At 63.0% G+C, this 26,063-nt stretch carries 26 protein-coding genes; 18 read left to right on the top strand and 8 right to left on the bottom strand.

All coding sequences use genetic code 11. The annotated features are described in order from the left end of the window. Window positions 1-97: 97 nt before the first annotated feature. The 16 genes from M5B99_RS13500 to M5B99_RS13425 all read left to right on the top strand — a co-directional run bounded on the left by M5B99_RS13500 (window position 98) and on the right by M5B99_RS13425 (window position 16,488). On the top strand, window positions 98-1,480 hold the full coding sequence (locus tag M5B99_RS13500; protein WP_248804487.1) for a PepSY-associated TM helix domain-containing protein: 1,383 nt from the start codon (window positions 98-100) through the stop codon (window positions 1,478-1,480). A gap of 220 nt (window positions 1,481-1,700) precedes the next feature. Continuing rightward, entirely contained in the window at window positions 1,701-2,489 is a 789-nt protein-coding gene (locus tag M5B99_RS13495) for an ABC transporter ATP-binding protein (protein ID WP_248804486.1), read from the top strand. Further along, the gene (locus M5B99_RS13490) at window positions 2,486-3,436 is read left to right on the top strand and encodes an ABC transporter substrate-binding protein (protein WP_248804485.1); all 951 of its coding nucleotides are present in this window, start codon (window positions 2,486-2,488) and stop codon (window positions 3,434-3,436) included. Before M5B99_RS13495 ends, M5B99_RS13490 begins: the two co-directional genes overlap by 4 nt. Continuing rightward, entirely contained in the window at window positions 3,433-4,443 is a 1,011-nt protein-coding gene (locus M5B99_RS13485; RefSeq protein WP_248804484.1) for a FecCD family ABC transporter permease, read from the top strand. The genes M5B99_RS13490 and M5B99_RS13485 overlap by 4 nt, the downstream gene beginning before the upstream one ends. A gap of 406 nt (window positions 4,444-4,849) precedes the next feature. After that, window positions 4,850-6,115, top strand: a complete 1,266-nt coding sequence (urtA, locus tag M5B99_RS13480) for an urea ABC transporter substrate-binding protein (RefSeq protein WP_152741566.1) — start codon at window positions 4,850-4,852, stop codon at window positions 6,113-6,115. 240 nt (window positions 6,116-6,355) lie between these two features. Further along, window positions 6,356-7,858: an urea ABC transporter permease subunit UrtB gene (gene urtB, locus M5B99_RS13475; RefSeq protein ID WP_248804483.1), complete on the top strand. Its 1,503-nt coding sequence runs from the start codon at window positions 6,356-6,358 to the stop codon at window positions 7,856-7,858. Continuing rightward, on the top strand, window positions 7,858-8,937 hold the full coding sequence (gene urtC / locus M5B99_RS13470) for an urea ABC transporter permease subunit UrtC (RefSeq protein ID WP_248804482.1): 1,080 nt from the start codon (window positions 7,858-7,860) through the stop codon (window positions 8,935-8,937). Before urtB ends, urtC begins: the two co-directional genes overlap by 1 nt. Then, window positions 8,934-9,794, top strand: coding sequence for an urea ABC transporter ATP-binding protein UrtD (urtD, locus tag M5B99_RS13465; RefSeq protein ID WP_248804481.1), 861 nt, complete (start codon window positions 8,934-8,936; stop codon window positions 9,792-9,794). Before urtC ends, urtD begins: the two co-directional genes overlap by 4 nt. Before the next feature lie 260 nt (window positions 9,795-10,054). Next, complete coding sequence (urtE, locus tag M5B99_RS13460) at window positions 10,055-10,753, top strand: urea ABC transporter ATP-binding subunit UrtE (RefSeq protein ID WP_248804480.1); 699 nt, start codon at window positions 10,055-10,057, stop codon at window positions 10,751-10,753. A 30-nt stretch (window positions 10,754-10,783) separates the two neighbouring features. Further along, complete coding sequence (locus M5B99_RS13455; RefSeq protein ID WP_248804479.1) at window positions 10,784-11,623, top strand: urease accessory protein UreD; 840 nt, start codon at window positions 10,784-10,786, stop codon at window positions 11,621-11,623. 43 nt (window positions 11,624-11,666) lie between these two features. Then, entirely contained in the window at window positions 11,667-11,969 is a 303-nt protein-coding gene (gene ureA, locus M5B99_RS13450) for an urease subunit gamma (protein ID WP_248804478.1), read from the top strand. A gap of 8 nt (window positions 11,970-11,977) precedes the next feature. Then, complete coding sequence (locus M5B99_RS13445) at window positions 11,978-12,511, top strand: GNAT family N-acetyltransferase (RefSeq protein ID WP_248804477.1); 534 nt, start codon at window positions 11,978-11,980, stop codon at window positions 12,509-12,511. A gap of 6 nt (window positions 12,512-12,517) precedes the next feature. After that, window positions 12,518-13,051: a GNAT family N-acetyltransferase gene (locus M5B99_RS13440; RefSeq protein WP_248804476.1), complete on the top strand. Its 534-nt coding sequence runs from the start codon at window positions 12,518-12,520 to the stop codon at window positions 13,049-13,051. Beyond that, on the top strand, window positions 13,048-13,356 hold the full coding sequence (locus tag M5B99_RS13435) for an urease subunit beta (RefSeq protein ID WP_100944249.1): 309 nt from the start codon (window positions 13,048-13,050) through the stop codon (window positions 13,354-13,356). Before M5B99_RS13440 ends, M5B99_RS13435 begins: the two co-directional genes overlap by 4 nt. A gap of 184 nt (window positions 13,357-13,540) precedes the next feature. Next, window positions 13,541-15,241 carry an urease subunit alpha gene (ureC, locus tag M5B99_RS13430; protein ID WP_248804475.1) on the top strand — a complete coding sequence of 567 codons (1,701 nt, stop codon included), beginning with the start codon at window positions 13,541-13,543 and terminating at the stop codon, window positions 15,239-15,241. A 107-nt stretch (window positions 15,242-15,348) separates the two neighbouring features. Next, window positions 15,349-16,488, top strand: a complete 1,140-nt coding sequence (locus M5B99_RS13425; RefSeq protein ID WP_248804474.1) for a sensor histidine kinase — start codon at window positions 15,349-15,351, stop codon at window positions 16,486-16,488. A gap of 88 nt (window positions 16,489-16,576) precedes the next feature. Here M5B99_RS13425 and M5B99_RS13420 read toward each other — a convergent pair whose 3' ends face one another. Beyond that, the gene (locus M5B99_RS13420; RefSeq protein ID WP_248804473.1) at window positions 16,577-16,882 is read right to left on the bottom strand and encodes a chaperone modulator CbpM; all 306 of its coding nucleotides are present in this window, start codon (window positions 16,880-16,882) and stop codon (window positions 16,577-16,579) included. Window positions 16,883-16,884: 2 nt separating this feature from the next. After that, window positions 16,885-17,835 (bottom strand): DnaJ C-terminal domain-containing protein, encoded by a 951-nt coding sequence (locus M5B99_RS13415; RefSeq protein WP_103495237.1) that lies wholly within the window; start codon window positions 17,833-17,835, stop codon window positions 16,885-16,887. 309 nt (window positions 17,836-18,144) lie between these two features. Here M5B99_RS13415 and M5B99_RS13410 point away from each other — a divergent pair, with 309 nt between their 5' ends. After that, a complete protein-coding gene (locus M5B99_RS13410; protein WP_248804472.1) occupies window positions 18,145-19,410 on the top strand; it encodes an Hsp70 family protein in 1,266 nt (421 codons plus the stop codon). A gap of 131 nt (window positions 19,411-19,541) precedes the next feature. Here M5B99_RS13410 and M5B99_RS13405 read toward each other — a convergent pair whose 3' ends face one another. From M5B99_RS13405 to M5B99_RS13390, 4 genes are all read right to left on the bottom strand, one after another. Continuing rightward, entirely contained in the window at window positions 19,542-20,285 is a 744-nt protein-coding gene (locus tag M5B99_RS13405) for an outer membrane beta-barrel protein (RefSeq protein ID WP_248804471.1), read from the bottom strand. Between the two features lie 340 nt (window positions 20,286-20,625). Beyond that, entirely contained in the window at window positions 20,626-21,636 is a 1,011-nt protein-coding gene (locus M5B99_RS13400; protein ID WP_248804470.1) for an AI-2E family transporter, read from the bottom strand. Between the two features lie 404 nt (window positions 21,637-22,040). After that, window positions 22,041-22,406, bottom strand: a complete 366-nt coding sequence (locus M5B99_RS13395; protein ID WP_248804469.1) for a PsiF family protein — start codon at window positions 22,404-22,406, stop codon at window positions 22,041-22,043. 84 nt (window positions 22,407-22,490) lie between these two features. After that, window positions 22,491-23,276: an AraC family transcriptional regulator gene (locus M5B99_RS13390; protein ID WP_248804554.1), complete on the bottom strand. Its 786-nt coding sequence runs from the start codon at window positions 23,274-23,276 to the stop codon at window positions 22,491-22,493. 100 nt (window positions 23,277-23,376) lie between these two features. On the opposite strand from M5B99_RS13390, the gene M5B99_RS13385 reads away from it, so the two are divergent. Then, a complete protein-coding gene (locus tag M5B99_RS13385; RefSeq protein WP_248804468.1) occupies window positions 23,377-24,252 on the top strand; it encodes a DMT family transporter in 876 nt (291 codons plus the stop codon). A gap of 23 nt (window positions 24,253-24,275) precedes the next feature. Here the strand turns inward: M5B99_RS13385 and M5B99_RS13380 are convergent, their stop codons facing one another. Next, complete coding sequence (locus tag M5B99_RS13380; protein WP_248804467.1) at window positions 24,276-25,397, bottom strand: GNAT family N-acetyltransferase; 1,122 nt, start codon at window positions 25,395-25,397, stop codon at window positions 24,276-24,278. 162 nt (window positions 25,398-25,559) lie between these two features. After that, window positions 25,560-26,063 carry an OmpA family protein gene (locus M5B99_RS13375; protein ID WP_248804466.1) on the bottom strand — a complete coding sequence of 168 codons (504 nt, stop codon included), beginning with the start codon at window positions 26,061-26,063 and terminating at the stop codon, window positions 25,560-25,562.

Here is a 26,063-nt window from a genome sequence, read left to right as displayed (position 1 = left end):
GACTTAAGATCGTTTTTAACTGGACAACATTACGACAAGCCCGCTCGCCGCACTGTCACCGTATATCCAATGACCAATACTTTGCGGAGCGCTCCTGATGAGCCAACCTAAAATCTCCTTTTACAACCTGGCCTGGCGCTGGCATTTCTATGCCGGTCTGTTTGTCGCGCCGTTCATGGTCCTGCTGGCCCTGACCGGGATCATCTACCTGTTCAAGCCGCAACTCGACCCGCTGCTGTACCGCGACCTGATGACGGTCCAGGCCGGTCATCACCGCCTCAATGCCGACGAGCAAATGCGCCGCATCGAGATGGCCTATCCACAAGCGCGGATCAAGCAGTACCTGCCACCGATCAACGCCGAACGCAGTGCACAGTTCGTGCTGGTGCGCGACGGTCGCGAGCTCAACGTGTTCGTCGACCCCTATCGCGGCAACGTCCTCGGCGAGCAGGATGCCAAGCTCAACCTGCAAGCCGTCGCCCGGGCCCTGCACGGCGAACTGATGATCGGCACGCTCGGCGACCGCCTGGTGGAACTGGCCGCCGGCTGGGGCGTGATGCTGGTGGTCTCCGGCCTCTATCTCTGGTGGCCGCGGGGCCGTTCCAGCGCCGGCGTGTTCTGGCCGCGCCTGAACCAGCGCGGACGCATCGTCTGGCGCGACCTGCATGCCGTCAGCGGTTTCTGGGGCGCCGGGTTGCTGCTGTTCATGCTGCTCAGCGGCATGACCTGGACCGGGGTCTGGGGCAAGCAGTACGCCGAGGTCTGGAACCAGTTTCCCGATGCCATGTGGAACAACATGCCCAAGTCCGACCTCAAGGCCCGCAGCCTCAACGAGGTGACTCGCCAGACCGTGCCCTGGGCCCTGGAAAACACGCCGCTGCCGATGTCCGGTGACCATGCCGAACACATGAATCACAGCACCCCCTCAAGCGACCCGGCGGCACCGGGCATCAGCCTGCAACAGTTGGTGGACATCGCCAGCGCGCGCCAGGTCGAACCCGGCTACAGCATCACCCTGCCGACCACCGCCGAAGGCGTGTTCACCATTGCCGTGTTCGCCGACGACCCGCGCAACGACGCCACCCTGCATGTCGACCAGTACAGCGGCACGGTCCTGGCCGATGTGCGCTGGCAGCATTATGGCAATGTCGCCCGGGCCACGGAGATGGGCGTGATGCTCCATGAAGGCAAGCTGTTCGGGATGCCCAACCAGTTGGTCATGCTGCTGGTGTGCCTGATGATCCTGCTCAGTGCCGTCAGCGGCGTGGTCATGTGGTGGAAACGCCGCCCGCAAGGCGGTCTCGGCGCACCACCGCTGCGCCACGACCTGCCCCGCTGGAAAACCGCCCTGGTGATCATGTTCGCCCTGGCGATCCTGTTCCCCCTGGTCGGGGTCTCGCTGATCGTCGTCTGGCTGCTGGATTGGGCGCTGCTGTCACGCCTCAAGGGCCAACCCGAGTCCGCTTCATCTTCAACCTGAAAAGGTTGAGAGGCACGACACCGGGGAATCTGTAGACTTTTAATGCGAAACTATTGCAAACGCACATTGTTACAGTATAACAATGTGCACCGCGAAACCTGCAGGAGCCGGCTTGCCGGCGATGAGGCCCTTGAGCCTTGCATCGGTCTTCCTGCCGCCATCGCCGACAAGCCAGCACCTGCAAAAAGCTCCGCGTACATTCCCCGACCATGAGTAACGAATGACCTCGCTGACCCTAACCGATCTCGCCTGGACGCCTCCCGGCCATGACCGCAGCCAACACCAGTTCCAGCTGCGCGATGCCAATCTGCGGGTGGCCGCCGGAGAGTTCGTCGGCCTGATCGGCCCCAATGGCAGCGGCAAGACCAGCCTGCTGCGTTGCGCCTATCGCTTCAGCCGGCCGGAACACGGCGAGGCCCTGCTCGAACAGCAGAACGTCTGGAAACAATCGCCCCGCTGGTGCGCCCAGCGCATCGCCGTGGTGCTTCAGGAATTCCCCGATGCCTTTGGCCTGACCGTTGACGAAGTGGTCGCCATGGGTCGCACCCCGCACAAGAAACTCTTCGACGGCGACACCGGGTCCGACCGCCAACTGGTCCGCCAGTCCCTCGAATCGGTGGGCATGCAGGGCTTCGAGGACCACGCCTTCGCCACCCTTTCCGGCGGCGAAAAGCAACGCGTGATCCTCGCCCGCGCCCTGGCCCAGCAACCGCAACTGCTGATCCTCGACGAACCGACCAACCACCTCGACCCGCGCTTCCAGCTGGAGCTGTTGCGCCTGCTCAGGCAATTGAAGATCGGCACCCTGGCCAGTATCCACGACCTCAACCTGGCTGCGGCGTTCTGCGACCGGCTGTATGTGCTCCAGCACGGGCGCATCGTCGCCAACGGCACACCCGCCGAAGTCCTGACCGCCGAACTGCTGCGCGAAGTCTTCGGCGTCGAGGCGCTGATCGATACCCACCCACTCTCCGGCTACCCGCGAATCACCTGGATTACCCAACCATGAAGCTACCGCACCTGGCGCTTTGCCTCGGTTCACTGTTCACCTCCATGGCCGCCCTGGCCGAGTCGACGCACTACCCGTTGACGGTCCGCAGTTGCAACCGCGAGGTGACCTTCAAGGAGGCGCCCAGGCACGCCGTCAGCCATGACATCAATATGACCCAGATGATGCTCGCCCTCGGCCTCAAGCCACGCATGGCCGGCTACAGCGGGATCAGCGGCTGGAAAGCGGTCACCCCGGACATGGCGAAGATCCTCGACGGCCTGCCGGAGCTCGCGACCAAGTACCCGTCGGTGGAAACCCTGCTCAATGCCAACGTCGACTTCTTCTTCGCCGGCTGGGACTACGGCATGACGGTCGGCGGAGCCCTCACCCCGGCGACGCTGAAGCCCCTGGGCATCAACGTCTACGAGTTGACCGAGTCCTGCGCCTTCGTGATGAAACGCCCGGGCGCCAGCCTCGACGACACCTACAACGACCTGCGCAACCTGGGCCGGATCTTCGATGTGCAGGACCGCGCCAATAGCCTGATCGGCGAGATGCAGGCACGGCTGGCCGCCGTGCGCAAAACCCTGCCGGCCGAACGTCCACGGGTGTTCCTCTATGACAGCGGCGAAGACCGCGCCATGACCGCCGGACGCCTGGCCATGCCCCAGGCGCTGATCGAGGCCGCGGGCGGGCGCAACATCCTGGACGACGTCGATGCCAGCTGGACGCGGGTCAACTGGGAAAGCGTGGTGGAGAACAATCCCCAGGTGATCGTCATCGTCGACTACAGCGAAGTCACCGCCGAACAGAAACAGCGCTTCCTCGAAAGCAACCCGGCATTGCAGTCGGTGGACGCTATCCGCAACAAGCGCTTCGTGGTGATTCCGTATGTCGAGGCGACGCCAGGCATCGATAACGTCAAGGCCATCGAAACCCTCGCCAAGGCCTTCCACCCACAATGATGAACCGCCGCTATGGCTCATTGCTGGCCGCCCTCGGCACCCTGTTGCTGCTGTCCTGCGTCCTCTCCCTGGGCTTCGGTCCGGCCCGGGTGCCGGTGGAAGTGGTCTGGCGGATTCTCTGCTACAAGGCCCTGGGCCTGGGCGAGGTGAACTGGAGCGCCGGACAGGAGCATATCGTCTGGCTGATCCGGGTGCCACGCATGCTCCTCGGCGCGCTGGTGGGCGCCGGACTGGCATTGATCGGCGCGGTCCTGCAGGCGGTCACACGCAATCCCCTGGCCGACCCGCACCTGCTCGGCGTGACCTCCGGGGCGACCCTGGGCGCGGTGATCGTGGTCCTGCATGTGGGCGAAATCGCCGGCCTGCTGACCTTGCCCATCGCCGCGTTTATCGGCGCCCTGGGCAGCATGCTGGCGGTGCTGGCCATCGCCAGTCGCAACGGTCGGCTGGACAGTGACCGGCTACTGCTGTGCGGGGTCGCGGTGTCCTTCGTGATGATGGCGCTGGCCAACCTGCTGCTGTTTCTCGGCGACCACCGGGCCAGCTCCGCAGTGCTGTTCTGGATGCTCGGCGGCCTCGGCCTGGCGCGTTGGGAACTGCTGCCGATACCGGCGGCGAGCGTGCTGCTGGGGCTGGTGTTGCTGGTGAGCATGGCCCGGCCGTTGAACGCCCTGATGGCCGGCGAACAGACCGCCGTGACCCTCGGCCTGAATGCGCGCAATGTGCGCCTGAAGGTGTTCCTGATCGCCTCGCTGATGACCGGCGTACTGGTCTCCATCAGCGGCTCCATCGGCTTCGTCGGCCTGATGGTGCCGCATATCGCCCGCTACCTGGTGGGCGCGGAACATCGGCGCCTGCTGCCGGTGTCGGCGCTGTTGGGAAGCCTGTTCCTGGTCTGGGTCGATGTCGCCGCGCGCACCTTGATCGCCCCGGAAGACCTGCCCATCGGCGTGGCTACGGCAGCCATCGGCGGGTTGTTTTTTATCGGACTGATGCGCCGCCGCTGAAGTATGGGAGCGGTGCTTGTATGGGTGCGGGCTTGTGTGGGAGCAGTGCTTGTGTGGGTGCGGGCTTGTGTGGGTGCGGTGCTTGCCCGCGAAGCTTCTAGCGTTCTCACGCCCCTCTTCGCGGGCAAGCTCCGCTCCCACAGTGTTTAGTGTCGATCCATTGTTTTGTGAACGACTCGGAATCCGTGGGAGCAGAGCCGCTCGCGAAGACGGTACAGCACCAATCTGGCACTCCCCGCGCACCGCAACGCCCATGTCGCCCCCGCTTGGTGCGACTGTTCAGACCAGCGCCTTTCAAACACGACTGTTTCTTGCCTTTCCCCGACTAGGCACACCCTTTGCAAAAGCCCCTTCAGTGTCTGCATCTGCCAACCAAAAAAACTTTGAACATCTGGAGATCGCACCAATGAAGCGTCGTAGTCTGATCAAGGCTTTCACATTGACGGCATCCATTGCCGCCATGGGCATGACCTGGACCGTCCAGGCTGCCGAGACCATCAAGGTCGGCATCCTGCACTCGCTGTCCGGCACCATGGCAATCTCCGAGACCTCGCTCAAAGACATGGCGCTGATGACCATCGATGAGATCAACGCCAAGGGCGGGGTCAACGGCAAGATGCTCGAACCGGTGGTGGTCGACCCGGCTTCCAACTGGCCGTTGTTCGCCGAGAAAAGCCGTCAACTGCTGACCCAGGACAAGGTCGCCGTGGTGTTCGGTTGCTGGACTTCGGTGTCGCGCAAATCGGTGCTGCCGGTGTTCGAGGAACTCAACGGTCTGCTGTTCTACCCGGTGCAGTATGAAGGCGAAGAAATGTCGCCGAACGTGTTCTACACCGGTGCCGCGCCGAACCAGCAGGCGATCCCGGCGGTGGAATACCTGATGAGCGAAGACGGCGGCGCGGCCAAGCGCTTCTTCCTGCTCGGCACCGACTACGTCTACCCACGCACCACCAACAAGATCCTGCGCTCGTTCCTGCACTCCAAGGGGGTCGCGGACAAGGATATCGAAGAGGTCTACACCCCGTTCGGCCATGCCGATTACCAGACCATCGTCGCCAACATCAAGAAATTCTCCGCCGGCGGCAAGACCGCGGTGATCTCCACCGTCAACGGCGACTCCAATGTGCCGTTCTACAAGGAGCTGGCCAACCAGGGCCTGAAAGCCACCGACGTACCGGTGGTGGCCTTCTCCGTGGGCGAAGAAGAACTGCGCGGCATCGACACCAAGCCGCTGGTGGGCAACCTGGCGGCGTGGAACTACTTCGAGTCGGTGGATAACCCGGTGAACAAGAAATTCGTCGCCGACTGGAAAGCCTACGCCAAGAAGAAAAACCTCCCGGGTGCCGACAAGGCCGTGACCAACGACCCGATGGAAGCCACCTATGTCGGCATCCACATGTGGGCCCAGGCGGCGGAGAAAGCCAAGTCCACCGACGTCGACAAGGTCCGTGCAGCCCTGGCCGGCCAGACCTTCGCCGCGCCATCGGGCTACACCCTGACCATGGACCCGACCAACCATCACCTGCACAAACCGGTGATGATCGGCGAGATCCAGGCCGACGGTCAGTTCAACGTGGTCTGGCAGACCAAGGGGCCGATCCGTGCCCAGCCGTGGAGCCCGTTTATCCCGGGTAACGACAAGAAGCCGGATTATGCGGTGAAGAGCAACTGAGTGAGGGGCTGACCCCAAGCCTGAAGCCCGATAGGGAAACAGCGGTGCTTGTGTGGGCGCAGAGGTTATGTGGGGGTGGTGCTTGTGTGGGAGCGGAGCTTGCCCGCGAAGCTTTTAGCGGCCTCAAGGCCCCCCTCGCGGCGGTGCGGCGATCCGACAAGCTCCGCTCCCACATAACCTCTGCCCCCACACAAGCACGATCGCTTGAAGTTCGTTTTTTCCATGTGCCAGGCCATTGATATGCCCACTGCCCTATACCGTTTTCTCCTCGCCCTGGCACTGCTGCTGCCGATGGCCGCCCATGCCGGCGACGCCGCAGACTTCGTCGCCGCCGACTCCAACCAACAGGCCGCCCTGCTGGAAACCTGGGCCGCGCACCCGGAGCCGGCACGCATCGAGCTGATCAACGCCCTGCAAAGCGGCCAATTGACGCTCAACGGCGAAACCAAGACCTTGCGCCTGAACAACCGTCTGCGCGGCCTGATCGACACCGCCGTCGCCGCCCAGCAACTGCTCGCCGCCGATGCCAGGGTCCGCCTGGCCGCCGCCCGGCAACTGCAAAAAAGCGCCAAGCCGGCGCAACTGAAATTCCTCGACCGGCAACTGGCCGGCGAAACCAACACCGAAGTCCACGCGGCCCTGAGCCTGGCCCTGGCCAATCTGCAGTTGGTCGACAGCGACCCGGCCGTGCGCCTGGCCGCCGTGCGCCTGCTCGGTGACAGCGGCGACCCGCTGGCCCGCACCCGCCTCGAAGGCCTGCTGCAGCCCGGGGTCGAAGCTGACGCCGCAGTGCATACCGCCGCCGAAACCAGCCTGGCGCAGGTCAACCGCAAGCTGATGATCGGCGAATGGCTTGGCCAGGCCTTCAGCGGCCTGTCCCTGGGTTCGATCCTGTTGCTGGCGGCCCTGGGCCTGGCGATCACCTTCGGCCTGCTCGGGGTGATCAACATGGCCCACGGCGAAATGCTCATGCTCGGCGCCTACGCCACCTATGTCGTGCAGTTGCTGTTCCAGCGCTTCCTGCCCCAGGCCATCGAGTTCTATCCGTTGGTGGCCCTGCCGGTGGCGTTCTTCGTCACCGCCGGGATCGGCATGGCCCTGGAACGCACGATCATCCGCCACCTCTACGGGCGCCCACTGGAAACCCTGCTCGCCACCTGGGGCATCAGCCTGATGCTGATCCAACTGGTCCGTTTACTGTTCGGCGCGCAGAACGTCGAGGTGGCCAACCCGGCCTGGCTCTCCGGCGGCATCCAGGTGCTGCCCAACCTGGTCCTGCCCTACAACCGCCTGGTGATCATCGCCTTCGCGCTGTTCGTCGTGGTCCTCACCTGGCTGCTGCTGAACAAGACCCGCCTGGGCCTGAACGTGCGGGCCGTCACCCAGAACCGCAACATGGCCGCCTGCTGCGGCGTGCCCACCGGACGGGTGGACATGCTCGCCTTCGGCCTCGGCTCGGGCATCGCCGGTCTGGGCGGGGTCGCCCTGAGCCAGATCGGCAATGTCGGTCCGGACCTGGGCCAGAGCTACATCATCGACTCCTTCCTGGTGGTGGTGCTCGGCGGGGTCGGCCAGTTGGCCGGCAGCGTCATGGCCGCCTTCGGCCTGGGTATCGCCAACAAGATTCTCGAACCGCAGATCGGCGCGGTACTGGGCAAGATCCTGATCCTCGCGCTGATCATTCTGTTTATCCAGAAACGCCCGCAAGGACTCTTCGCACTGAAAGGACGGGTGATCGACTGATGAACCAGCCGCTGATGCTCACTGCGACCCAAAAAGCCGGGCCCGGCCTGACGATAGCCGTCGGCGCGATCGTGCTGGCGCTGCTGCTGGCCTTGCCGCTGCTGTCGCTGCTGCCGCCGGAGAACCTGTTCCACGTCTCGGCCTACAGCCTGACCCTGGTGGGCAAGATACTCTGCTACGCCATCGTCGCCCTGGCCCTGGACCTGGTCTGGGGCTACGCCGGCCTGCTGTCCCTCGGCCACGGCCTGTTCTTCGCCCTCGGCGGCTATGCCATGGGCATGTACCTGATGCGCCAGGCCTCCGGCGACGAACTGCCGGCGTTCATGACCTTCCTGTCCTGGACCGAACTGCCCTGGTACTGGACCGGCACCAGCCACTTCCTCTGGGCCCTGTGCCTGGTGGTCCTGGCGCCGGGCCTGCTGGCGCTGGTGTTCGGTTTCTTCGCCTTCCGCTCGCGGATCAAGGGCGTGTACTTCTCGATCATGACCCAGGCCCTGACTTTCGCCGGGATGCTGCTGTTCTTCCGCAACGAGACCGGCTTCGGCGGCAATAACGGCTTCACCAACTTCCGCAGCATCCTCGGTTTCGGCATCACCGAACCGGGCACCCGCGCGGTGCTGTTCTTCGCCACTGTGGTCTTGCTGGTCGCCAGCCTCTACAGCGCCTGGCGCCTGGCCCGGAGCAAGTTCGGCCGGGTACTGACAGCGCTGCGCGACGCGGAAAACCGGCTGATGTTCTGCGGCTACGACCCCCGTGGCTTCAAGCTCTTCGTCTGGGTCTTGAGCGCGGTGTTGTGCGGCCTCGCCGGGGCGTTGTATGTGCCGCAGGTGGGGATCATCAACCCCAGCGAAATGTCGCCGACCAACTCCATCGAGGCCGCCGTCTGGGTGGCCCTGGGCGGGCGCGGCAGCCTGATCGGCCCGTTGCTCGGCGCGGGCATGGTCAACGGCATGAAGAGCTGGTTCACCGTGGCTTTTCCCGAATACTGGCTGTTCTTCCTCGGCGCGCTGTTTATCGGCGTGACCCTGTACCTGCCCAAGGGCGTTATCGGGTTGCTGAAGAAAAGGGGCGAACAATGAGAGTCACTGCGACCGCCGAGTTCATGCTCGAACCGATCCTTGAACCAAACAAAGACGCTGGCAGCAGCCGCGACGCCATCGGTCTCGGCCAGGCCAGGAGCGACGGACTCGACACCCGCCACGGCACCCTCCTGACCCTGGAAGACATCAGCGTCAGCTTCGACGGTTTCAAGGCCCTGAACAACCTGAACCTGTACATCGGCGTCGGCGAACTGCGCTGCATCATCGGCCCCAATGGCGCGGGCAAGACCACCCTGATGGACGTCATCACCGGCAAGACCCGCCCCAGCCACGGCCAGGCCTGGTTCGGCGAAACCCTGGACCTGTCAGCGATGAGCGAAGTGCAGATCGCCCAGGCCGGGATCGGCCGCAAGTTCCAGAAGCCGACGGTGTTCGAGGCGCTGACGGTGTTCGAGAATCTGGAGCTGGCACAGAAGACCGACAAGTCGGTATGGGCCAGCCTGCGGGCGCGCTTGAGCGGCGAGCAGAAGGACGGGATTGCCCGGGTCCTGGAAACCATCCGCTTGAGCGGCTCGGTCAATCGCCCGGCCGGCTTGCTGTCCCACGGCCAGAAGCAGTTCCTGGAGATCGGCATGCTGCTGGTGCAGGACCCGCAACTGTTGCTGCTCGACGAACCGGTGGCGGGCATGACCGATGCCGAGACCGAGTTCACCGCCGAGCTGTTCAAGAGCCTGGCCGGCAAGCATTCGCTGATGGTGGTGGAGCACGACATGGGCTTTGTCGGGGCGATTGCCGACCATGTCACCGTGCTGCACCAGGGCAGCGTACTGGCCGAGGGGTCGCTGGAGCAGGTGCAGGAAAACGAGCGGGTGATCGAGGTCTACCTGGGGCGATAGCTGTACCGATTCCCCCTGTAGGAACGGTGCTTGCGTGGGGAATGGTGCTTGTGTGGGAGCGCTGCTTGTGTGGGAGCGGTGCTTGTGTGGGAGCGGTGCTTGCCCGCGAAGCTTTTAGCGGCCTCAAGGGCCCCTTCGCGGCGGTGCGGCGATCCGACAAGCTCCGCGCCCACACAAGCACGGCTCCCACAGGTTAATAGGTGAGACAGCCCATGCATCCACCCCAATCAGAATTTGCGACAGTTGATGAGAGCCTGACCATGCTGCAAGTCGACAAACTGCACCAATACTACGGCGGCAGCCACATCCTGCGGGGCCTGTCCTTTGACGTGAAAGTCGGCGAAGTCACCTGCCTGCTGGGCCGCAACGGGGTGGGCAAGACCACCCTGCTCAAGTGCCTGATGGGCCTGCTGCCAGCCAAGGACGGCGCCGTGCAATGGGAGGGCAAGGCCATCACGAACCTCAAGCCGCACCAGCGGGTCCACGCCGGCATCGCCTACGTGCCCCAGGGCCGGGAAATCTTCGGCCGCCTGAGCGTGGAAGAAAACCTGCTGATGGGCCTGTCGCGGTTTCCAGGCTCAGAAGCCAAGGAAGTCCCCGCGTTTATCTACGAATTGTTCCCGGTCCTGCTGCAAATGAAGCAACGCCGCGGTGGTGACCTTTCCGGCGGCCAGCAGCAGCAGCTTGCTATCGGAAGGGCCCTGGCCAGCCGTCCGCGATTGCTGATCCTCGACGAACCCACCGAAGGCATCCAACCCTCGGTGATCAAGGAGATCGGCGCGGTGATCAAGAAACTCGCCGCCCGCGGCGACATGGCGATCCTGCTGGTGGAGCAGTTCTACGATTTCGCCGCCGAGCTGGCCGATCAGTACCTGGTGATGTCCCGGGGCGAGATTGTCCAGCAAGGCCGCGGAGAAAATATGGAAGCCGAAGGTGTGCGCGGACTGGTTACGATCTAACCTGTAACGTCCTGACGATAATTAGAAACCATGAATTCACCTGCTACTCACGCCCTGTTCACCCCCAGCTGGCACGCCGAGCTGGAACTCGGCTACGCCCGCTTCGGCGATTGCACGCGCCCGGTCACCCGGCGCCACCTGGGCCCGTTGCGGGTGCAGAAGCACCTGTACGCCGAAGGCCCGAACGTCTGCCAGCACATTATCGTCCACCCGCCGGGCGGGATTGCCGGCGGCGACCGCCTGACCATCAGCGCCCGCGTCGAAACCGATGCCTGGGCGCAGCTGACCAGCCCCGGCGCCGCCAAGTGGTATCGCGCCGCCGGGCCGGCCTACCAGACCCTGGACCTGCAGGTCGCCGCCGGGGCGACCCTGGAATGGCTGCCCCAGGAAACCATCGTGTTCAGCGCCGCCCAGGCCGAACTGCGCACCGGCATCGACCTTGAAGGCGATGCCCGGCTGTTTTACTGGGACATGGTCGCCCTCGGGCGCCCCGCCAGTGGCGAGCGTTTCGACCTCGGGCATTTCCAGTCGCAGCTGGACATCCGCCGCGACGGCCGCTTGCTCTGGCACGAACGCCAACGCATCCAGGGCGGTGATAGCCTGCTCGATTCCCCCATCGGCCTCGACGGCCAGCCGGTCTTCGCCACCTTGTTGGTGACCGGCGAGATCGACAGCGAATTGCTCGAACGCTGCCGTTCAGTCCCCTCGCGAGTACGCGGTGACCTGACCCAGTTGCCTGGCCTGCTGATGGCACGCTGCCTGGCCGGCGAGGCCCTGCATGCCCGTGCCTGGCTGATCGAGCTGTGGCGGCTGTTACGCCCGGCCCTGCTGGGGCGCGCGGCCGTGCCGCCGAGGATCTGGAACACATGAATATGCCGACCTTTTTTTATTGCCTGCCAACGGACTCCAAACCATGGACCTGACTCCCCGCGAAAAAGACAAACTGCTGATTTTTACCGCTGGTCTGGTGGCCGAACGGCGCCTGGCCCGTGGGGTGAAACTGAACTATCCGGAAGCCATGGCCTATATCTCGGCGGCCCTGCTGGAAGGCGCCCGCGACGGCCAGAGCGTGGCCGAGCTGATGCACTTCGGCACCACGCTGCTCAGCCGCGAACAAGTGATGGAAGGTATTGCGGAAATGATCCCGGAGATCCAGGTCGAAGCCACCTTCCCCGATGGCACCAAGCTGGTCACCGTCCACCAACCCATCGCCTGAGGTCGGTCATGCCCTACTTGATCCGCGATGCCGTCCACGCCGACCTGCCGGCGATCCGCGACATCTACAACGACGCGGTGCTCAACACCACGGCGATCTGGAACGAACAGCCGGTGGACCTGGGCAATCGCCAAGCCTGGTTCAGCGCCCGCCAGGGCCAGGGTTATCCGATCCTGGTGATCGTCGATAGCCGTAACAGCGTCCTCGGCTATGCCTCCTTCGGCGACTGGCGGCCCTTCGAGGGCTTCCGCCACACCGTCGAGCACTCGGTGTACGTGCGCAGCGACCAACGTGGCAATGGCCTCGGCCCGCAGCTGATGGCGGTGCTGATCGAGCGCGCCCGTGGCTGCGGCAAACATGTGATGGTCGCCGCCATCGAAAGTGGCAACAGCGCCTCCATTCGCCTGCATGAACGCCAGGGCTTCACCAGCACCGGACAGATGCCCCAGGTCGGGGTGAAATTCGGTCGTTGGTTGGACCTGACCTTTATGCAACTGACTCTGAATCCGGGCGCCCAGCCGCCTGCCGTCAACCAGGAGTAACCCGTCATGAACGCCGCCCAACTGCGTCGTGTGAATAACGAAAGCTTTGCGCACTACCGCCAGGGTTTGATCGATTTGCTGCTGGACGCCGTTCGCCACGGCGCCAGCGTGGGTTTCATGGCCGACCTCGACGCCGGCCAGGCCCGCGACTACTTCGACACGGTGCAAGCCGCGCTGCAGGACGGCAGCCTGCTGCTCTGGGTGGTGGTGCGTGACGAACAGGTGCTGGCCAGCGTGCAACTGAGCCTGTGCCGGAAGGCCAACGGCCTGAACCGCGCCGAGATCCAGAAACTGCTGGTGTACAGCGAGGCCCGCCATCGCGGTCTAGGCCAGCAACTGATCCAGGCCCTGGAACTGGCGGCGAAACAGCACAAGCGCGGCCTGCTCTATCTCGACACCGAAGCCGGTTCCGAAGCCGAAGCCTTCTACAGCGCCCTGGGCTACACCCGGGTCGGCGAACTGCCGAACTACTGCGCCACACCGGATGGTCGCTACAAAGCCACCGCCATTTACTTCAAGACCCTGGGACAACCCGAATGATTCCTGGTGAATATCAGATCCAGCCCGGCGACATCGAACTCAATGTCGGTCGCCGCACCCTCAGCCTGAATGTGGCGAACAGCGGCGACCGACCGATCCAGGTCGGCTCGCACTATCACTTTTTCGAGACCAACGACGCCTTGAGCTTCGATCGCGCCGCCAGCCGCGGCATGCGCCTGAATATCCCGGCCGGTACCGCCGTGCGTTTCGAACCGGGGCAGAGCCGCGACGTTGAATTGGTGGAGCTGGCCGGGTTGCGGCGGGTGTTCGGCTTTGCCGGACGAGTGATGGGCGACCTGGATTGACGCTGCTGATAGTGGCGAGGGGGCTTGCCCCCGTTCGGCTGCGCAGCAGTCGTCGAATCATAGAACGCGCTCTATCTGATAGACCGAAGTGTCGGCTTTTAGGGGCGCTGCGCGCCCCAACGGGGGCAAGCCCCCTCGCCACAAAAAATCGCACATGCCTCCATTTTGTGTTCAGGGAAACCCAATGAAGATTTCCAGACAAGCCTACGCCGACATGTTCGGCCCCACCGTCGGCGACAAGGTGCGCCTGGCCGACACCGAACTGTGGATCGAAGTGGAAAAGGACTTCACCACCTACGGTGAAGAAGTGAAATTCGGCGGCGGCAAGGTGATCCGCGACGGCATGGGCCAGGGCCAGCTGCTGGCCGCCGAGGTCGTCGACACCCTGATCACCAACGCCCTGATCATCGACCACTGGGGCATCGTCAAGGCCGACGTCGGCCTCAAGGACGGTCGCATCGCCGCCATCGGCAAGGCCGGCAACCCGGACATCCAACCCGACGTGACCATCGCCGTCGGTGCCAGCACCGAAGTCATCGCCGGTGAAGGCATGATCCTCACCGCCGGCGGTATCGACACCCATATCCACTTCATCTGCCCGCAGCAGATCGAAGAAGCGCTGATGAGCGGCGTCACCACCATGATCGGCGGCGGCACCGGCCCGGCCACCGGCACCAACGCCACCACCTGCACCTCCGGGCCCTGGCACCTGGCCCGCATGCTCCAGGCCGCCGATGCCTTCCCGATGAACATCGGCTTCACCGGCAAGGGCAACGCCAGCCTGCCGCAGCCGCTGATCGAACAGGTCGAGGCCGGCGCCATCGGCCTCAAGCTCCACGAAGACTGGGGCACCACGCCGGCCGCCATCGACAACTGCCTGAGCGTGGCCGACCAATACGACGTACAGGTGGCGATCCACACCGACACCCTCAACGAATCCGGCTTTGTCGAAACCACCCTCGGCGCGTTCAAGGGCCGCACCATCCACACCTACCACACCGAAGGCGCGGGCGGCGGCCATGCGCCGGACATCATCAAGGCCTGCGGTTTTCCCAACGTGCTGCCCAGCTCGACCAACCCGACCCGGCCGTTCACCCGCAACACCATCGACGAACACCTGGACATGCTGATGGTCTGCCATCACCTCGACCCGAGCATCGCCGAGGACGTGGCCTTCGCCGAGAGTCGTATCCGCCGGGAAACCATCGCCGCCGAAGACATCCTCCACGACCTCGGCGCGTTCTCGATGATCAGCTCCGACAGCCAGGCCATGGGCCGGGTCGGGGAAGTCATCACGCGGACCTGGCAGACCGCCGATAAAATGAAGAAACAACGCGGCCCGCTGCCGGGGGACGGTGAAGGCAACAGCAACTTCCGGGTCAAGCGCTACATTGCCAAATACACCATCAACCCGGCGATCACCCATGGCATCAGCCATGAAGTGGGTTCGATCGAAGTGGGAAAATGGGCCGACCTGGTGCTCTGGCGCCCGGCGTTCTTCGGTGTGAAACCGACGTTGATCCTCAAGGGCGGGGCAATCGCCGCCAGCCTCATGGGCGATGCCAATGCCTCGATCCCGACACCGCAGCCCGTGCATTATCGGCCGATGTTCGCCAGCTACGGCGGTTCATTGCACGCCACCAGCCTGACCTTTATCAGCCAGGCGGCGCAGGCCGCGGGTATTCCCCAGAGCCTGGGCTTGAAGAAAAAAATCGCCGTGGTCAAAGGCTGCCGTGACGTGCAGAAAACCGACCTGATCCACAATGACTACCTGCCGAACATCGACGTCGACCCGCAGACCTACCAGGTCAAGGCCGATGGTGTGCTGCTGTGGTGCGAGCCGGCGGACGTGCTGCCGATGGCACAGCGCTATTTCCTGTTCTGAGCCTCGATGAGCTCGGCACGGCCGCAACGCCTTTCGTCCCCGCCAAAGGGACGCAAAGGCGCTAAGCTAGCCGTTAGACTGGCGCCTATCCCTTCGAGATAACGAGCATGCACCTATCCACCTTTATCGTGCAGCAGGTCGACAGCATCGTCGATGAGTGGGAGCAGTTCGCGAAAACCCTGACTCCGGCGGCGAACTCCATGGGCCGGGTCGCCTTGCGCGACCATGCCAGATCGATCCTGCTGGCCGCCGCCCGGGACATGGAAACCCAGCAGAGCGCCAGCGAACAGACCGCCAAATCCAAGGGCGACAACCCGGACAGCAGCCCGAGCCTGGATATCGCCGCCGCCAGCCATGGCGAACTGCGCCATACCGCCGGTTTCGACCTGATGCAGATGACTTCGGAGTTCCGGCACCTGCGCGCCTGCGTGATTCGTCGCTGGGTGGATAGCCTCGCCTCGCCGGAGCTGGCGCATTTTCAGGACATGATTCGCTTCAACGAAGCCATCGACGAAGCCCTGACCGAGTCCACCGCTGCCTACGCCGAACAGGTGAATCGTTCACGGGATATTTTCCTCGCCATTCTCGGCCATGATCTGCGGGCGCCCTTGCAGGCCGTGAGCATGTCCACCGAAATGCTGGTGCGCAAGAATCGCCTGGATGCCGACGGCCTGGTGTATATCGCCAGCATCAAGCGCGGCACCCGGCATATGGGCAGCATGATCAGCGACTTGCTGGAGTTTGTCCGCAGCCGCCTGGGCAGTAGCCTGCCCATCGACCCGGCGCCGATGGACCTGAGCAGCGCGGCGAAAGCCGTGATCAACGAAGCCTGGGCCGGACAGCCGGATTGCCTGCCACTGCTGAAGGTGGAGGGTGATGTCCACGGGGTGTGGGATCGCGGGCGCATCGAGCAGTTACTGCAAAACCTGATCGGCAATGCCTTGCAACATGGTGCCAACCATCGGCCGCTGACCTTGAGCCTGGACGGTGGCGTCGACAGCGTCCGCCTGACCATGCACAACTTCGGCACGCCGATCCCGCCAGATGCCCTGCCGACAATCTTCGACCCGCTGGTGCGCAGCGCCAGCGAAGAGATCGGCCAGCCGGGTACCGCCACCAGCCTGGGGTTGGGGCTCTATATTGCCAAGGAAGTGGTGGCGGCCCATCAGGGCACGATCGAGGTCAGTTCCAGCGCCGAGGACGGGACACGCTTTACCGTGGTCCTGCCCAGGGTTTCGCGGGCCTGACCGCAGTCGAGCGCGGGAGCCGGCTTGCCGGCGATCCGCCGCCGGCGGCCATTCACCGAGCGACTCGCACCGACTGGATACAGCGGATTCAATCGTGCACAAAACGCCCCAGGCGCTGGCGCAGCATCTGATTCTCCGCCCGCAGCAACTGCACTTCCGCCAGCAGGTCCAGCGCCAGGGCGACGCCTTCCCACTCCAGCTCCAGATCCCGATGCAGCTTCACCGCCCGGCGGGCAATACCCGGCGCCTCATCGCCAAAACGCCAAGCCTCGGGCGAGCGCCCCTGAGGTTCAAGAATGCCGTGTTCGACGATTTCGATCACGTAGGCAACCGGCAATTGGGTCACCTCACAAAAAGCCTGCATGTCCAGTTGAACGTTCAAGGGGTTGCTCATGATTAGCTACTCCATTGCTCTCTCGGGTCGAAGGCGGCCTTTTTCGCCAGTTCCTGCCACAACGCCTTGACGGCATCGTCGTTCTGCCGCGGCATCACCGCCTTGAGTTGCACGAACAGATAACCGCGCTGCCCGGCCTTGTTCAGCAGACCGTGGCCCTTGGCCCGCATGCGCTGGCCGTTCTGGCTGCCCGCCGGGACCTTGAGGTTGATCTTGCCGGTCAGGGTCGGCACCGCGATCTCGGCGCCCAGCGCCAATTCCCAGGGCGCCAGCGGCAGCGTGATGATCAGGTTCTCTCCTTCGACATCGAATTTGGGGTGAGGTGCGAAACGAATCGTCAGATACAGGTCGCCATTCGCCCCTCCGCCGACACCCGGCGCGCCCTGGCCCTTGAGGCGGATACGCTCACCGTCGGTGACACCGGCCGGAATCTTCACGTTCAGGCTCTTGCTGGTGTTGCTGACATGCTGCCCGGCGGCATTGTGCTGCGGGATCTGGAAACTGACCTTCTTCGACTCGTTGGAGAGGCTTTCTTCCAGGAAGATCGGTAGTTCCAGTTCCACGTCCTGCCCCCGCCGGCCGGCGCTGCGGCCCGGTTGTCCACCGCCAAATCCGTTGCCGCGCGAGCCGAAGATCGAACTGAAGAAGTCCGAAAAATCGCCGGTATCCGCGCCGCCGCCACCAAAGCCGCCACGTCCCTGCCAACCCGGCGGGCCCTGGAATGGCTGGCCGTGCTGGCCGTATTTGCGCAGATCGTCGTATTCGGCGCGCTTGTCGGCGCTTTTCAGCGCTTCATAGGCCTCCGACGCATCCTTGAATTTCGCCTCGGCGTCCTTTTCCTTGCTGACATCCGGGTGGTACTTGCGCGCCAGCTTGCGGTACGCGGCCTTGATGGTCTTGTCGTCCGCCGTCGGCTCCACACCCAGGATCTTGTAATAGTCTTTGAAGTCCATCTAAGGATCACCATCCGTTATCGATATCGAGCCGCTCGGCAAGACACAGCATGCGCGCATCGGCGCGACAAAGATTGACCGATCTCAAGGCTGTGACTCAGGGGCGCTGCAGAAGTTTATCGGCCGTCACTGCAATTTCTTGTCATCGACAGACACAAGCCGAACCAATGTGTGCAAGTTTGGGGACGATTGCCCGTCTTTCAAGTCCAATCCGTTACAAGAACCGCTATTTAACGGATCACCGGCCTTCGAATCCGTGCGCGACTGGCATACACTGCGCGGCCGTTTTGCAACCGGAACCCGAACACCATGAACAACGCCTCTGGGGCCCGTGCCTGCGGTATCGACTTCGGCACCTCCAACTCCACCGTCGGCTGGATACGCCCCGGCATGGAAACGCTGATCGCGCTGGAAGACGACAAGATCACCCTGCCATCGGTGGTCTTCTTCAATTTCGAGGAGCGTCGTCCGGTCTATGGCCGGCTGGCCCTGCATGAGTACCTGGAAGGTTATGAAGGCCGGCTGATGCGCTCGCTCAAGAGCCTGCTGGGCTCCAAGCTGATCAAGCACGACACCAGCGTGCTTGGCACGGCGATGCCCTTCAAGGACCTGCTGGGACTGTTTATCGGCCAATTGAAACAGCGCGCTGAAACCACCGCCGGACGCGAGTTCGAGCAGGTGGTGCTGGGTCGCCCGGTGTTCTTCGTCGACGAAGACCCGGCCGCCGACCAGGAAGCCGAAGACACCCTGGCCGAAGTGGCGAAGAAGCTCGGTTTCAAGGAAGTGTCCTTCCAGTACGAGCCGATCGCCGCGGCCTTTGACTACGAGTCGACCCTGGACCGTGAAGAACTGGTGCTGATCGTCGACATCGGCGGCGGTACCTCGGACTTCTCCCTGGTGCGCCTGTCGCCGGAGCGCCGGGGCCTGGACAACCGTCACGACGATATCCTCGCCACCGGCGGCGTGCACATCGGCGGGACCGACTTCGACAAGCAACTTTCGCTGGCCGGCGTGATGCCGCTGTTCGGCTATGGCAGCCGGATGAAGAGCGGCGCCTACATGCCCACCAGCCATCACATGAACCTGGCGACCTGGCACACCATCAACTCGGTGTACTCGCAGAAAACCCACCTGGCCCTGGGCAGCATGCGCTACGACATTGAGGACACCGGCGGCATCGATCGCCTGTTCAAGCTGATCGAACAGCGTGCCGGCCACTGGCTGGCGATGGAAATCGAGGAAACCAAGATCGAGCTGACCCATGCCGCACAGCGCCATGTGCCGCTGGATCGCATCGAGCCAGGCTTGAGCGTGGAGTTGAGCCGGGCCTTGTTCGAGTCGGCCATCGATAACCTGCTGGCGCGGATCCGCAACAGCGTCAGCCAGTTGCTCGGCGATGCCGGGGTGGGGGTCGCGCAGGTCGACACGGTGTTCTTCACCGGTGGTTCCAGTGCCATTCCGGCGCTGCGCCAGAGCGTCTCGGCGATGCTGCCCAATGCCCGGCATGTGGAAGGCAATATCTTCGGCAGCATCGGCAGCGGCCTGGCGATCGAAGCGAAGAAGCGCTACGGCTGAAACCCCAGGCACCTCAATTGAAACGCGGTCCCTTGTAGGGGCCGGCTTGCCGGCGATGAGGCCAGAGAGCCTTGCATCGCCTGATCGGCCGGCCGGCGCCTGCAAGGTTTGATCGTGGCTTCAATAGTTCGTTAGAACACAATACCCACCTTGGCCCCAAACTCATCACGCTGGAGTTTGACCTGCCTGGCCAGGTTGTCGTTGATATTCAACTGATACCCGGTCTGGCTGTAGTAGACCCCGGTGATCACCGGCAACGAGCCGCGCTGATTGAATAGAAAGTTCGCCTGCGCATAAGGATTGGTCCGATCTTTCAAATCGGCGGTCGCCACATCCACGCCGTTGACCTTGAGCTTCAAATCACTTTCGGTCGTGCGTCGAACCCCCGCCTCCAGGTGCAGGGTGGCGGAATCAAAGCGGTGGGTATACCCCATTGCCGCCTTGAAGAAGGGCGAGCGGCCAAGCAAACCCATCTCGTAGCGGCCGATGCTGGTGGTATAGCGACTGCGCGCGTAGCCACCACCACCGATCAGATCGAGGGAGTCACGCTCGCCCAGGGCCATGCGCCAGCCCAGATCCAGATCGCCCTGCAAATCCCTGAGTTTGTCGCCGCTGTCCTTGCCGGACTTCAGATCAACCCCCGCCTGGTAGATAAAGCCGGCCTCGGCGGTCATCTTGTTGCCGAAGTTATAGAACAGGCCGGCCTCGGGCAGCGAGTCTTTCTCGGACGGGCCGGCGCCCTTGAGTGTGAAATTGTTATAGGTGCCCAGGATACCGAATTGGGAAACCGGGTCGGTGGAGGTGGCAGCCATTGCCAACAGGGGCGTTGTCATCAAGGCAACGGCAGCAGAGGTGATGATCAATTGAGTGAACATGGGAAACGACTCCATCTGAGAAATAGAGACTGAGCGAAAGTCAAAGGAGACTTTTTCGACACGCACACTTCTGCACTTGCATGAATAAGGAATGCGGGGCGAATAGCTCAATTCAGAATGGAAGGTTACGTAAAAGGAGTGCTGGACGAATTAGGCCCCATTAAACAGGTGCCGTCGGACACACCCCTGATTTGCACACCCTATTGCTCGGGTCGCGGTAGGACATATTTCGTCTCAGAATTTTCTGAACAGCACAGCTCGCTGTGCTGGGGGGAAAGGCCATGCCGGCCCGCTCGACCGCATCGCCGGCAGCCGGTCCGGATAGCGTGACGCCGGTCGCTCAGACCAGCTCAGCCAGCTTCAGCTCGCTTTTGATATACGCATAATAGATCGGCCCCGCCACCACGCCCGGCAAGCCGAATGCGGCCTCGAACACCAGCATGGCCATCAGCAGTTCCCAGGACTTGGCACTGATCTGCCCGCCAACGATCCGTGCGTTGAGGAAGTATTCCAGTTTGTGGATAAACATCAGGTAACCCAACGCCGCCGCCGCGACCCAGATCGACAGCGACAGGCCGACGATGGTGATCAGGGTGTTGGACATCAGGTTGCCGATCACCGGCAACAGCCCGAGCAGGAAGGTCAGCACGATCAGGGTCTTGGTCAGCGGTAGCTTGATCCCGAACAGCGGCAGGATCACCGCCAGGAAGATCGCGGTGAACGCGGTGTTCAGCGCCGAGATCTTGATCTGCGCGAAGACGATATTACGGAACGCTTGCACCAGCAGCCGCAGGCGGTCGAACATCGCCGCCGCCAGGGGTTTGCGCAGGGTGGCATCAGAAGCATGCTGCAAGGCCACGATCGCCCCCAGCACCATGCCGATCAGCAGGGTCACGAACATATGCGCCGCGTCCTTGCCTACCAGTTGCAATTCGCTCAGGTGCTTGGTCAGCCACTCGCCGATAGCGACCTGGAACTCCGCCGCACTGGCCGGCAGATAGGCGTCGATAAACGGCGGCAACTGTCCACGCGCCTTGTCCACCACTACCATGAATTTGCCGAGGGACGCACCGGGGTTTTCCGCTTCGTGCAGCAGGAAACTGATGGCCCCGGCAAAGATCAGGCTCAGCACACTGACGATCAAGGTGCCCAGCAGCGCCACTGCCAGCCAACGCGCACGCCGCCCGGCAATCAGGTGTTCAAGCTTGGGCGTGAGCATATTGACCAGCTCGAAGACCAACAAACCGGCCAACAGGCTGGGCAGCAACCGCAACGGCAATGCCAGCAACAACCCACCGAAAACAAGGATCAAACTGGCCAGGACTACGTAACGCTGGGAAAACGCTGACATACAGCCTCAAAAGGAACGGCGTTAAAAGACAGGCAGTCTGCCAGCCTTCTCCTGGGAGGACCAGCGGCAGGCGCCAGAAGGACGGAGGCCTGGCATCTTAATGGGCGGTTGTAACAGACAGACGACGCAGCCTCATGAAATTTCGCGGCGGCGGGACTTGCCGCAAAGCCCGTCAGTAAAAAGCAAGTCTCAAGCCTGGCGCCGATTTGTGGCGAGCGGGCTTGCCCGCGCTCGGCTGCGAAGCAGTCGTAAAACCAGTCACCTCGATCTGCCTGAAAAACCGCATCAGCCGGGTTTGGGGCCGCTTCGCGCCCCAACGCGGCGGTGCGGCGTTCCGACAAGCCCGCTCACCACAAATCGAGGCCAGGCTTGAGATTGCTGATCACATCCAGACTATGCCGAAACTACTTTTTCTTCAGGCAATTGCTGATGTAGGTCTTGTACGCATCGCCCTTGAGCCCCTGGGGCCGGTTGGCATTGCAGTCCTTCATCTTCTGCTGCTGCGGGGTCAACGCCTTGGCCGGCGCGGCCGTGGTCGCCGGTTTGGTCGCCGGCGTCACCGCAGGGGTGGCGGCAGGCGCCGTCGCGGCGGCCGCAGGCGCGGCCTTCAGGCAATTGCTCATAAAGGCCTTGCGTGCATCACCCGCAAGGTTCTGGGTCTTGGCGTCCGCGTTGCAAGTGCTCATCTTGCTTTGCTGAGCCGTCGCCGCAAAACCCTGCGAGCAAAGTAACAAGCCGATCAACAACAATGGGATACGGAGCATCTTCATGGAGTTTTCTCCTTGTTACCGTACCGAAGGGCACGGCATGCCTTCAGTGTAGACAAATGCTGTTACACATCCAGCGAGATCAGGCTAGGCCAGACGCGCCTGGCGTCGGTACTGCTCCGGTGAACAACCGGCCTGGCGCTGGAACATCGCAATAAACGCCGAAGCGGTGCTGTAGCCCAGGTCGAAGGCCATCTCCTGCACGCTACGACCGGTTTCCAACGCCTGCAGTGCGCCGATAAAGCGCAGACGCTGACGCCATTCACCGAAGCTGATCCCCAACTCGCGGACGAACAGTCGGGCCAGGGTTCGCTCACTGACGTGCAACTGCGCGGCCCACTGTGCCAGCGGGCGATTGTCCGCCGGGTCCTGCTGCAATCCCTCCAGCACCCTGAGCAAGGCCGGGGCGTCGGAATACGGCAGGTAACAGTGGTGCACCTTGGCCTGGTGCAATTGGTCCACCAACACTTGTGCCAGACGCACGTCCGCAGGGGTAGTAGGGATTTTCACATCGCGCTGGGCGAAGTCATTGAGGATCGACTTGAGAATATCGCTGATGGCCAGGGTGCTCGCCTCAGCGGGCAAATCGCGGCAATGCTCCTCGGCCAGGTACACCAAGCGGTAGACAATCGCCTGGGCGTTATGGGAGCTGTGCACGGTGTTCGGCGGTATCCACAGCGCGTAGCGCGACGGCGACATGAAGCGCCGGCCGGCCACTTCGTAGTGGATGACGCCGTGGGACACGTAATCGAGCGAGCCCCAGGGATGACAATGGGCCGCCGCATGGCGATCCGGGCCGAACTCGGCATAACGGAAGTACACCGAGGCCGGCAAAGAGGGAAAATCGGGGATATCGATGTAGCGCTTGCCCATGCTGTCCGGATTCCAACGCAGATTGACCGGATCGAAGTATAGGCTTTCATCCAGACACAAGGATAATCCCTCTTCATTGACGATTCTGGTTGTAACCCTCATGCAATACGCGTTTCCCCTGCTGGCAATTTTTATCTGGGCCGGCAATACCGTGGTCAACAAGATGGCGGTCGGCGCGATCTTCCCGGCGGAGATCGGCTTCTACCGCTGGTTGCTGGCCGGCTTGTTGTTCACCCCGTTCATGTTCCGCCAGGTGCTCGCCCACTGGAGCCGGATCCGCCCGAACCTGGGCCGGATCTTCGTGCTCGGGGTGCTCGGCATGGCGGTCTACCAGAGCCTGGCGTACTTTGCCGCGACCCTGACCTCGGCCACCAACATGGGCATCATCCTGTCCTTGATGCCGTTGATGTCCTTGACCCTGGCGATCCTCAGCCTCGGCCAGCGCCTGACCGCCGGCGCATTGGCCGGAGCGCTGCTGTCGTTTGCCGGGGTGCTGGTGGTGGTGTCGAGCGGCAGCCTGACGGCGCTGCTCAGCCATGGCGTGAACCTGGGCGACGCGATGATGCTGATCGCCACCCTGGCCTATGCGATCTACAGCACCCTGCTGAAAAAATGGCAACTGCGCCTGCCACCACTGGTGTTGCTGTACCTGCAGGTGTTGGTGGCGGTGGTGGTGCTGTTTCCGCTGTTCTGGTTTTCCCCGAAGGTCGGGCCAAACCTGCACAACGCCGGGCTGGTGCTGTATGCCTGCCTGCTTGCCTCGATGCTGGCGCCGCTGGCGTGGATGCGATCGGTGGCCACCCTTGGACCGAGCCGGACCACGCTGTTCTTCAACCTGCTGCCACTGCTCACCGCACTGATCGCCGCCGCGGTACTGCACGAAGAGTTGGCGCTGTATCACCTGCTGGGCGGAGCGCTGACCCTCGGCGGGGTAATCCTTTCGGAACGCTGGACCACACCGTTGCGCCGCGCCTGAACGGGATACGGCAATAACCGCTCCTACTGTTCCTCGGCCATCGTCTGCAGATCCGGGTCCAGGCTTTGCCAGGTAATCCTCTTGGCCACCGCACCGAAGACCCGATGCAGCAACGGGTTGCGGTGGCGGCAATAACAATCCAGCGCGACCAGCTGATGGCCGAGTTCGCGCTTGACCCGGTAGCCGGTCTGGCCGCTGTCCAGGCGGGTGGCCCCGACACTGTAGGACCACTTCACCGCCTGCTCCCATAGTTGGAAATACAGGTGCAGTTGCTTGCCCGCCTGGTAATCGATGCCGATGAACTTGTTGATCGCCTTGTCACCGAGCAGGAAGCAGAGCATGAATGCCACCATCTTGCCGGTCTTTTCATCGCTCAGCAGGATGAAATGCGACTCGGGTTTGAGGGCAATCTGTCGAAAGAACTCGAAGGTGAGCTTTTCGAATTTGGTCTTGCCCTTCTCGTAGGTTTGCAGGAAGAGGCTGTACAACTCTCGCAGTGTTGCTTCATCCGGTTGCTGCACGACCTCGACCGCCAGGGCCCCTGGCACCAGACCATGCTTGAGTTTCTTTTTCAGCAGATAACGGTGACGGCTCTTGAGGGTCTTGAGATAGCCCTCGAAACCACCCGGTGCCAGTTCGACCGCCGTGCCCGGAAAACTCACCATGGGAAACAGCCCGTGGCTTTCGCACAACCCTTCAAACGCCGCTTTCTGCGCCTCGCCAAAGTCCTTCCAGACGGTCATTGCCGCGTTCTTGGCTTTTGCCCGCAGGCTCAGCGCGTCTTGCAGCGGCCCGACGATATCCGCCAGCGAATGCCCCGGCAGCAAGCCGATGGTGCCCTCGTCGGAGCAAGGTGAGCCGACAAACAGGGTGCGCTGGTAACGCAGCGCGGGGATCACCCGGAGCATCTTGGCAATCACGGGCGGGACGACCAATTCCATGGGCACGTTCATGATGAACGTGGGCGCCAAGCCGATTGGCAGCCCATCTTTCTCCAGGATCGCGTAGGCAAATTCGAACTGATCTTCGAGCCCGCCGTCTTCCAGGGCTTCATACCACCAACGACCTTCGACGCCGCTGAAACAGCTTTCCCACAGGGTCGCGGGAACAGACGCAGCGTGACTGGCCCATTGAACTTGAAGCATTGAAACATCCTCTCAGTCGACTCCCTCCTGAGAGGGCCCATCCTTATACCCGCATGCAGGTGCATGGAGAAAGGATGGAAGCCAATTATTTCAACCGCCAGCACGCGCTTCGCCACGCCGCCAAAGGCCGCGTCCGGGCGGCGCTCACGGGACCTGCGCCACTCAGTCGGCAATCACCACAATCGCCACCCGGCGGTTCTCGGTGCGCCCGGCCACTGTGTCGTTGCTCGCCACCGGTTCGCGGCTGCCCAGGCCGCGCAACTGGATATTCCCGTGTTTCATACCGGACTGTTCGAGCACCGTCGCCACGCTGTTGGCCCGGCGCATGGACAGCTGTTCATTGTAGGGTTCCTTGCCCGACGCATCGGTATGTCCGTCCACCCGCACCCGCTGGATACCCACGCCCAACAGCGCCTTGGCAATCCGCTCGACGATGTCGTGGCTCTCCTTGTTCAACACTTCCAGGTCACTGCCGAACAGCACCTTGCCCGACAGGCCGAAAGCCCAGCCCTCGTCCGTCAGCTCGAAGCCCTGTTGCTTGAGCACGGCAATCTGCGCCGGGCTCAGGCCTTTGGGGGGCGCGGTCTGGCAGCCGGCCAGCGCCAGCAGCGCGCTGAACAGGGCCAGGGTGAAAAAACGCAGGGTCCGGCGAGTCAGTGTGTACAA

The organism is Pseudomonas sp. MWU13-2100 (assembly GCF_023242365.1).
Taxonomy (GTDB): domain Bacteria; phylum Pseudomonadota; class Gammaproteobacteria; order Pseudomonadales; family Pseudomonadaceae; genus Aquipseudomonas.
Note: the sequence above shows the minus strand (reverse complement) of the source record. Positions and strands in the feature narration are given on the sequence as shown.